The 9044-nt window shown below is 61.4% G+C and carries 8 protein-coding genes; 1 reads left to right on the top strand and 7 read right to left on the bottom strand.

The genetic code is table 11. The annotated features are described in order from the left end of the window. The 5 genes from AC1DON_RS21430 to AC1DON_RS21410 form a co-directional block, all read right to left on the bottom strand. Positions 1–1071 (bottom strand): CoA transferase (locus AC1DON_RS21430; RefSeq protein ID WP_476936866.1); only part of this gene is annotated, 1071 nt, incomplete at its 3' end. Next, entirely contained in the window at positions 1068–2081 is a 1014-nt protein-coding gene (locus AC1DON_RS21425; protein ID WP_476936865.1) for a 2-hydroxyacyl-CoA dehydratase, read from the bottom strand. The genes AC1DON_RS21430 and AC1DON_RS21425, both read right to left, overlap by 4 nt. Next, the gene (locus tag AC1DON_RS21420; protein WP_476936864.1) at positions 2078–3385 is read right to left on the bottom strand and encodes a TRAP transporter large permease; all 1308 of its coding nucleotides are present in this window, start codon (positions 3383–3385) and stop codon (positions 2078–2080) included. The genes AC1DON_RS21425 and AC1DON_RS21420 overlap by 4 nt, the downstream gene beginning before the upstream one ends. Next, positions 3382–3852, bottom strand: coding sequence for a TRAP transporter small permease (locus AC1DON_RS21415; protein ID WP_476936863.1), 471 nt, complete (start codon positions 3850–3852; stop codon positions 3382–3384). The genes AC1DON_RS21420 and AC1DON_RS21415 overlap by 4 nt, the downstream gene beginning before the upstream one ends. After that, positions 3849–4955, bottom strand: a complete 1107-nt coding sequence (locus AC1DON_RS21410) for a CapA family protein (protein WP_476936862.1) — start codon at positions 4953–4955, stop codon at positions 3849–3851. Before AC1DON_RS21410 ends, AC1DON_RS21415 begins: the two co-directional genes overlap by 4 nt. Positions 4956–5034: 79 nt before the next feature. Between AC1DON_RS21410 and AC1DON_RS21405 the strand changes: the two genes are divergently transcribed. After that, on the top strand, positions 5035–5697 hold the full coding sequence (locus tag AC1DON_RS21405) for a GntR family transcriptional regulator (protein WP_476936861.1): 663 nt from the start codon (positions 5035–5037) through the stop codon (positions 5695–5697). A 35-nt stretch (positions 5698–5732) separates the two neighbouring features. Here the strand turns inward: AC1DON_RS21405 and AC1DON_RS21400 are convergent, their stop codons facing one another. After that, entirely contained in the window at positions 5733–8339 is a 2607-nt protein-coding gene (locus tag AC1DON_RS21400) for a TonB-dependent receptor plug domain-containing protein (RefSeq protein ID WP_476936860.1), read from the bottom strand. A 183-nt stretch (positions 8340–8522) separates the two neighbouring features. Beyond that, complete coding sequence (locus AC1DON_RS21395; protein ID WP_476936859.1) at positions 8523–8999, bottom strand: MarR family winged helix-turn-helix transcriptional regulator; 477 nt, start codon at positions 8997–8999, stop codon at positions 8523–8525. Positions 9000–9044: the final 45 nt, after the last annotated feature.

Genomic DNA, 9044 nt, shown 5'->3' with positions numbered 1-9044 from the left:
GGACTCGACCTTGATGACGTCTGCACCGAGGTCACCCAGGGTCTTGGTCGTCATCGAGCCAACCAGCGCCCAGGAGAAGTCGAGGACACGGACACCGGCAAGGGGGCCGCTGCGCTGCGACCTACGGACCTCCGGCCTGGCAGCCGCGGGACCTCCATAGACAGTCGCAAAGCGCGACGGTTCGCGCACGTCGCCGCCCGTCCAGAATTCACGCGCCTGCAAATGCGAATCAGCCAGGACGTCACCCGGTACGTTGACGACACAGGCATTGATGCCGCGTCGCCGTCCTTCGTCCGCCATTTCAGCCTTGGTGCGGGTGGCGAAAAAGGCTGCGATGGCCTTTTCCCAGACTTCCCGGGTCTCCGCCGGCAGGGTCGAGCGATTGTAGCTCAGCCAGTCGACACCCTTGAGCGGATTATCCAGCCCGGCTTCGTCGATCCAGTCGGACAGGGCCTGGTTGGCCGGCGCGCCGAAGCGGCCCGTCATCAGGGAGTGGAAGCACCAGCCGTCGGCCAACGCCCAGATGCAGCGCACTGTCGCCTTGCCATAGTTCAGCGCCCCGCCGACCCGGTGCAGTTTGCGCCGGTCAAATTCCCACACAAGTATGCCGTTGACATTACGGCTGAAGGCGACTTCGGCAATCGACACATCGACGTGCTGACCGTGGCCGTGGACCGCGCGGGAATAATGCGCGGCCATGGCGCCGGCGCCTGCGACCATGTCAGCGTGGAAGGTACAGGCGTCACCCGCCTCCTTGACGGGCGACCGGTCAGGCTGGCCGGTCAGACGCAGGCTTCCGCCCATGGCCGAGGCCTGCAACTCGCCGCCCTTCCAACTGGCCCTTGGGCCGAAGCTGCCGTAGGGCGTTACCGACACGTGGATCAGGCGTGGGTAGTCGCTGGGGGGACGTGACGCTTCAAGTCCCAGGTCGTCGATCAGGAAGGAGGCCTCATTGAGACGCGCCGCGTCAAACGGCGCCAGCGTGGCGCCTAATGAAGCCAGATAACGCGCCAGCGGACGTTTCGCCATGTTTCCAAGGGTGAGGACCAGATGTCCCTTCAGCAAGCTCATGCGGCGCGCTCTTTCAAAAAGTGTGAAATTTCGCCCGAGATGTCGTCCAGCCAGGCACGGCGGGTCAGAACGAGCGCGGGAATACCCGCCGCGGCCAGGGCAGCACGTTGGGCAGGCACATGCCAGACCTCGGACTCCTCTTCCTCGATCAACCAAAGAAGCACGGCGTCAGCCTGAGCCTCACGAGCTGCTGCCACGATACGTTGGCTCCTGTCGCCAAAGGTGCGTGCGCCGGTCGTCCGGGCATAAATGCTGCTGGCAATCGCGGTCAGTGGCTCACCATCTTCGGCCACATGTTGTCCCATCCAACCTAACGAACGCTCATGCGCTTCGGCCACAATAGACGCGCAGGCCTGATCAACCGCCTGATGCAGCCTGCCGTCTGGCGGCGGCGTTCCGGCGAGCAAGATGCGTTGTGTCGCTTGTCCATCAGGGGCAACCGCTGCGACATCGCCAAACAACGATGCCCGTGTCAGACGTTCGTAGAAGTGGCCGTTGACCTGACGGCCGGACTGCAACGCGGCCATTGCGGCCCGGCGCGCATTTATCTGCGGGATGGCCAGGTCTGCGGTCTGCACGTCGAGCTGCGCACACAGGTTGGCAACAGCCGTTCGGGTGCGGTCGGCACTGGTCGGGCGGCGAACATAGGCCACATCGAAGATCAATGGCGTCGGCCCTTTGATCTCGCCGCGCCGTTGCAATTCGCAAATGTAATAGTAGAGCCGTTGGGCGTTATCGTCACCGCGCGTGAAGACCACATGTTCGAACAGGTCGAAACGTCCCTCGGCCCAGTCTTCGAGGATGCGACACGTCCAGGGTCCAAAGCCGCTTTCCAGCCAACGGTCGGCGCGCGGGGTGGCCAGGGCCCGGTCCCACGGCAGGTGACAGGCCACGCGGCCACCAGCGGTCAGAACTTCCAAAGGAATGTCGAGGCCGACAAAACCGACAGGATGAACGGTGGCGCGCACGGCAGACAGCGGATCGGCCAGTAGGGTGTCTATAGTATTCATTGTCCGAGAAGTTCCGGCAGGCCCAGGGTGATAACGGGGAAGAGAATGAGCAGCAGCAGGTGCACGAGGTCCGATACCAGGAACGGCAGGACGCCCATGAATATCCGGTTGAGCGGTACGTCCTTGGCAATCCCCTGAATGACATAGAGGTTCATGCCGATGGGTGGATGGATAAAGCCGATCTCCATGGCACGGACCAGAAAGACGCCGAACCAGATCGGCGACAGTCCCATCTGGTCGATAATCGGCAGCAGGATCGGCGTGGTCAGCAGCATCAGCGCCAGGCCATCCAGCACCGACCCCAGCAACAGCAATAACGCCGCCATGACCAGGATGGTGACCAGGGGCCCCGCACCCAACCCGGTGATGAAGCTGCCGATGGAATCGGTCAGGCCAGTCACCGAAACGAATACCGAGAACAGGATGGCGCCGATCACGATAGTGACGATCATGCCTGACGTCTTCAGGGTCTCGAACAGCGCATTATAAAGCGTGGCGAAGTTCAACCGGCGGCGCGTGGCGGCGATAATCAGCGCACCGATCCCGCCAATAGACGCCGCTTCGGTAGGCGTGAATAGGCCAAACGTGATGCCACCGATCATGACAATGACAAGCAGCGCAATATCGACAATCTTCAGCAGCGCCTTCCAGCGCTCGGACCACGGGGCGCGCTCGGTGGCGGGCGCCAGTTCCGGCTTCCAGCGCACCAGCAGCCAGACGACCAGCAGATAGAACAAAGCCTGGGTAATCCCGGGTATCAGGGCGGCAGTGAACATTTTCCCGATCGACTGTTCGGCAATAATGCCAAAGACGATCAATGCACCCGATGGCGGAATCATCTGGCCCAGGGTTCCACCGGCAGCGACCGCGCCGGTGGCAAGGCCATCGTCGTAGCCGCGCTTGCGCATTTCCGGCAGGGCAACCAGTCCAATCGTTGCGGCCGTAGCCAGCGAAGATCCATTGATCGAACCAAAGCCGGCACAGCCGGCGATAGATGCGAAGCCAAGGCCGCCGCGCTTGTGACCCAGAAACTTGGCAGCGGCATCGAACATGTCACGGCTGGCATTGGCCGAGAAGCACAGGTGCGCGACCAGCAGGAACATGGGGATGGTGCCCAGCTCATAGCGGATCAGGGTCTCAAGCAGCACTACGCCCGACTTGATGATGGCCGGCTCAAGCCCGAGGCACAGAACCAGGCCGCCTATGCCAACCAGCCCGAGCGCAGCGCCGATGGGCATGCCGGTCATCAGCAGGATCAGGAGGACGACAACGCCCAGGAGCCCTGTTTCAGGTGTCGCCATCATGACGGCCTCCGGGCGAAGGATTGCCAAAGGAAGACGACAGCGACAGCCGCCACCGAAGCGCAGGCGATGAAACGCAGCGGAGGATAGGGAATCCCCAGGACTTCGCTGGCCTCGAACCCGGACCAGGCTTCGATAGCCAGCCACACGGAACCCGCCAGAACGGCGATGAAGAACAGCGAAGATATGGCGCGCGTAACACGCTCGGCTACGTCGCGCACACCCTCAGGGAGCCGTTCAACCACCAGATGAACGGTGGCGTGGATACGGGTGAGACTGGCAATCAGCAGTCCGGCCGATCCGGCGATCAGGATGGCCGCCTGCACGAGTTCAATCGCGCCGATAAACGGATGACCGGTCTGGCGGCCGATGACGCCCATGGCGTCGCAAGCCATTGCGACCAGAAGTGCGCCGCCTCCGACAATGGTCAACGCGCGCAGGGGCCATGCGTGGTGTTGGGGCTCAGTCATGCAACGGCGACCTCCAGGGCGCCTGCGTTCAGATCCAGAGCCGGCAACCCGGCGCGGATGGTAATATCGGCTATGTATCGGGTAATGGCCTCAGCACGCTCGCCTGTTGCCAGTACCGGGCGGCCGGGCGCTTCGATGAATACCGGCAGAAAGCTTGTGCAGAATTGTCCGTCGGCGCGCCACACGACCTTGCCGATCAGGGCGTTGACCGCTTCGGGATGAAACGGCGCCAGGGTGTAGGCCGGATCAGGCTCGAAGCCGAACAGGGCCTTGCGCCGCTCCACCCAGGCGGCACGCGCGGGATGGTCCTGACCGGGGCTCAGGGCGTGGGTGACGACACAGCCATTGCCAAGGCCATGGAATATGGGCTTGCCCTTGTAGATTTCGATGCCGCGCGCAATGTGCGGGTGATGGCCGATAACGATGTCCGCGCCGGCATCTATCGCTGCTTGCGCGGCCGGCCGTTCATAAGGTGCCAGGACTGCCGGGGTATGGACAATCCCCTTGTGCAGGGCCACTACGACCAGGTCAGCGTTGGAACGCGCGGCGGCGATCTCATCAGCCAATCGCTTGTCATCCGCGAAGACCGCCAGGGGGGCCGCCGGTGCGATGGGCGACCCATCCCGGGTCTCGACACGCAAATAATTGCACCCGGCCTGCTTGCGTCCCGCCCAGGCAATCTCAGGCCCAACCAGATTATAGCTCAGCAGGGCAATCCTCCGCCCACCCTGCTGAATGATCGCGGGTTGCGCGGCTTCCGTCAGATCCTTGCCGGCGCCTGTATGCAGGATGCCCAGTCGATCGAGACCAGCCCTTGTATCTGCAATTCCGGTCGCCCCGCAATCGGCGATATGATTACCTGCCAGGGTCAATGCCGTGAAGCCAGCGCTTCGCAATGCCTCCAGGTTTTCAGGCGGGGCGCCGGGCGCCGGTACATCTCCGGCCAGCGCATCGACACTCAGGGTGTGCGGCACCTCAAGATGCCCGATCGCCACATCCGCGGCGAGCAGGGCCGGTGCGATTCCAGACAGCCAATAGTCGGCATCGGGAACATCCAGCACCAGGTCGCCGGTAAATAACAGAGTAATATCAGAAACAGTCATAACAAGATCTTGAAGCTACTCAGGAAAAACGCCGACGAAATAGTTGACAATCCGGCCGGTCATGCCGAATGCTTGATTCATGACGACAAAGCCAAAGCCCCTCGCCGCTCATGACGTTGCCGATCGCTTGCGCGACGGCATCCGGATGGGCCGTTACGTCCCAGGCCAGAGGCTGGTCGAAGCCGACATCATAACCGAAACCGGCGCCACCCGCTCTCGTGTTCGCGAAGCCTTGCAGAGACTGGCCACCGAAGGCCTGGTCACCATCGAAGAGTTTCGCGGCGCCTCCGTCAAACGCCTGACTCTCGACGAAGTCCGCCAGATCTATCGCGCCCGCATGGCGCTCGAAGGCATCGCCGCAGCCGATTTCGCCGCAGCCGATGCGCCCGAACTGAAGACCCGCCTCCTGGCCATCCAGGAAGAGATGAACCAGGGCGAGTCCACCGGCAACCATGAACAGTTCGCCAGGCTGAATACAGCCTGGCACCGCCTGATCATCGAAGGCGCCCGCAACGACTACGTCCAGACCTTCCTCGCCACGCTGACAATACCGATCTACCGGTTGCTGTTTTCGACCTTCTACAACGCCCAGCGCATCGATTCCGCCAATGCCGACCATCGCCTGATTACGGCGGCAATCGTCGAAGGTCGCCCCGAGGACGCCGAGCGCCATATGCGCGCGCATGTCGATCAGGGCTTCCATTCGCTTTCAACAATCCATTCGCATTTCTTTGCGCCTTAGAGCGCTAAATATCACTATAAAGCAATAACTTAGGCTTACCACTTGGCGCGCAGGCTGACCGCGACCTTGCGGCCCATCGGTGAAGCCGCGGTGGCGTCGTAACCGCCGCTGCCGTTGACGCTGGGCGCCAGGTTGACATAGGGCGGGCCGGAGTCGAAGAGATCGCTCGCATCCAGGCCGAGGGTCAGGTTGGTGCCGAGATGCTCCCCCAGGTCCCAGGCCACATACAGGTCGACCGGCGAATAGGCTTCGACCTCCTGTATCGGTGTGATGGCCGTATTGTCGTACGCGCCGACGCGATGGACGGTAAGCTGGGCGTTGATCGGTCCCTTTTCCCAGCCGACGGAGGCACGCATCTTCAGGGTGAGCGGATTGAAGATCGTATTGAGCAGGTCGATCTTCGGCGCCGACGGCGTGATCGCGGCCTCATACTTGGTCAGATAGGTGCCGGCGACATTGAAGCGGAAATCACCCCAGTTGTCGGTCGGCACGCGGTAGGTCGAGGCGAAGTCGAACCCTTGAGTCGAGGAGACACCAAGATTCTTGTTGCGGCCATCGACATATAGCGTGACATTGTTGGGGTTGCCGCCCGGGAATGACCCGCGCAGGAGCGGTATGCCCTGAGCCAGCAGTTCCAGCACGCGATCGCGGGCCGCGGTTCCGGTCAGGATGATGCCAGTGCCGTCGAACTGGCTCGACCGCGTCAGGATCGCCAGGTCCGACAGGTAGGACGTCACCTGGTTTTCATAGAGAACGTCGAAATAGGTCAGGCTGGCATTGAAGGTCGAGGACGGACGCCAGTCGACGGTGAACGACTTGGTCTCGGCCGTTTCTGGCGTCAGGTCCAGATTGGTGCCCGAATAGGCGAAGCCCGTCAGCGGCGCGCCGCCAGCCGGATTCTGGTAGGCCTGACCGAACAGGCCGTTCGAGTTGCCGTAGATCTGCGGAATGATCGGCGCCCGGAAGGAGGTTCCGTAAGACGCCTTGAAGGTCAGGCCGTCCATCGGCGTCCAGTTGATACCGTATTTCGGGTTGGTCGTCTGGCCGACGTCCGAATACTCGTCGGTCCGCACAGCCACCGACAGGTCAAGCTTCTGGAAGCCGGGTATTGCGTTTGCCGCACCGAAGATCGGAACCAGCGTCTCGGCGTAGGCGGAGATCACATTGCGCTTGAAGTAGCGGAAGGTCATCGCTGAACCCGGCCCACCACGCAGGAGGCCGAGATCAACCGCGTTGCGCTGAACTTCAAGGCCTGCCGCCAGCTTCACGTCCCCCCCCGGCAGGCTGAACAGCGCACCACTCAAGCGCATTTCGCCACCACTGTACCGGCCGATGGTCGGCGCGATGAACAGCTGGTCGCTGATACCGGCAATGACATTTGCGGCTGTGCGATGCCCGCCGTATGGGTCAAAGGCCTTGGTTGGATCGTTGCTGGCCAGGGCGGCGTTCAACGCGGTATTGTTCAGGCCGCGCGTCTGGATCGAATTGTCGTGGGTGCGACCAACGCCATAGACGATTTCCAGTTGCCAGTCTTTCGGCAGCTTGAAACGGACACCTGGCGTGATCTGCCAGCTCTGCGCGTGGCCGGTAATCTGGTCGAGCGGCAAGTCATTGATGAAGTTGTAGTCCACCGTATAGCTGGTGCCGGTAAAACCGGCCGGCCGGACAAACCATGCATTGGTTTGCGGCACCGTAAGGGTGGCACTGGCCGACGCCGGATCGCGCACAAAATCACGGCGGCTATAGAATGCATCTGCGAAGATCGTCATCCACGGCGTGAGATCCTGGGAATAGGTCGAATTGAACGACGTATATTCCTGTTCAGGCACCAGATCCTGGCCGATCAGATCGTCACAGGTGTTCGACGTGCCGGCAACCAGACTGCTCGCATTCGCCTGTGTCAGGCTGGCCGGCATCGCATAGGAGGTTCCGCCCGCCTTGAGCGTGCCAGGCGCGCACTTGGTGACGGAATAGTTGTTGCCGCCAAACGGGCGCTGGTCGGACACGAAGAAATCACGGTCCGCACCCTTGAGGGCCGATCTCTCGACCTTCTCTGCCGCGATCATGAACTGACCGCCGTCCCAGACCTTGCCCATGGCCAGGCCGATCTGCTTTTCGTCGAAGCCGTCAGCGGAACCGTAACGAACCAGGGCCTCAACACCATCGAGCGTCTTGCGCGGGATCAGATTTACGACGCCGGCGACTGCGTCAGAACCGTAGATGGCGGACGCACCATCAGCCACGACTTCGATCCGCTCCAGACCGAGAGATGGCATGACCGACGGATCGATTGAGCGGGAATTGCTGACAACGCGGTGACCGTCGACCAGGATCAGGGTCGAGTACGGGCCGATTCCACGCAGGTTGACGCTGTTGCCGTAGGTAATGTTGCCGGAACCACCCGACTGGCCGCGCGAGTTTTCACTGACGCCGAGATCGAAGACCTGTGGAATTTCCTTGATAATACGATCGGTCGTTCCGGCGGTCGACTTGGCGATTTCGTCACGACCAAGCGAAATGATGGTCGAGCCGACCGGAGCAGTGCCCCGCAAGCGTGAGCCGGTGACAACAACGACGTCCGCTTCTTTCGGCGCGTCGGCCGTAGCCGGCGCTTCCTGTGACAAGGCGGAAAGTGGCGCCAAGGCTATAGCTGCCCCAGCTAACAAGACACGACGATACGCAACTCCCTTTGGCATTGTTTCGCTCCCAATTAGTTAGTTTTTATAACTATTAAGAATGCCAACGCGCTTCGGATTGTCAACAATAAAATCGACAATTTTTCGGCGCGCAAAAAAACGCGCTGTATTTGGCACATATTGGAAGGATTAGCCTTCGGCGGTGTCGCGGGGCGGCATGGCGGCCAGCAAACGCAGGCCCTTCATAAAGTTCTCGACATCGACACCGTCAAGAATTTGATACATCCGATCGAGATGCCGGCGCTGGATGCGCTTGGCCTCCTTCAACAGGGCCGTGCCGGCATCCGTCAGGCGCAGTTGGTTAGCGCGGCGGTCAATCTTGTCGACCTTGCGTTCGACCAGTCCACGATCCTGCAAGGCATCGATCAGCGCCACCACGTTGGGCCGCTGAATCTTCAGGCGATCACCAATCACGTGCTGACGCAAGCCCGGCTCGACCTCCAGGAGCATCAGGACCGATAGGTCAACAGGACGAATCCCGATCTCCTTCATGCGATCGATCAGCTCGGCAAACACAGCCAGCTGCGCCAGTCGCAGTTGAAAGCCGATCTGGCTTTCCAGCAGCTCAGCGGGATCGGCGTCAACAAGAGAGGTCTTCTTTTTCAAGGCGTTCTCCGGGGTCCTTTTGATTTCGTCTCTACCCTTGTTTTT

Source organism: Asticcacaulis sp. P4_H10, from assembly GCF_056400965.1.
Note: the sequence above shows the minus strand (reverse complement) of the source record. Positions and strands in the feature narration are given on the sequence as shown.

What these genes read in the sequence shown, in the direction of transcription:
- AC1DON_RS21425 (WP_476936865.1), bottom strand. Translation starts at nt 2,081, where the DNA reads ATGAATACTATAGACACCCTACTGGCCGATCCGCTGTCTGCCGTGCGC.
- AC1DON_RS21420 (WP_476936864.1), bottom strand. Translation starts at nt 3,385, where the DNA reads ATGATGGCGACACCTGAAACAGGGCTCCTGGGCGTTGTCGTCCTCCTG.
- AC1DON_RS21415 (WP_476936863.1), bottom strand. Translation starts at nt 3,852, where the DNA reads ATGACTGAGCCCCAACACCACGCATGGCCCCTGCGCGCGTTGACCATT.
- AC1DON_RS21410 (WP_476936862.1), bottom strand. Translation starts at nt 4,955, where the DNA reads ATGACTGTTTCTGATATTACTCTGTTATTTACCGGCGACCTGGTGCTG.
- AC1DON_RS21405 (WP_476936861.1), top strand. Translation starts at nt 5,035, where the DNA reads ATGACGACAAAGCCAAAGCCCCTCGCCGCTCATGACGTTGCCGATCGC.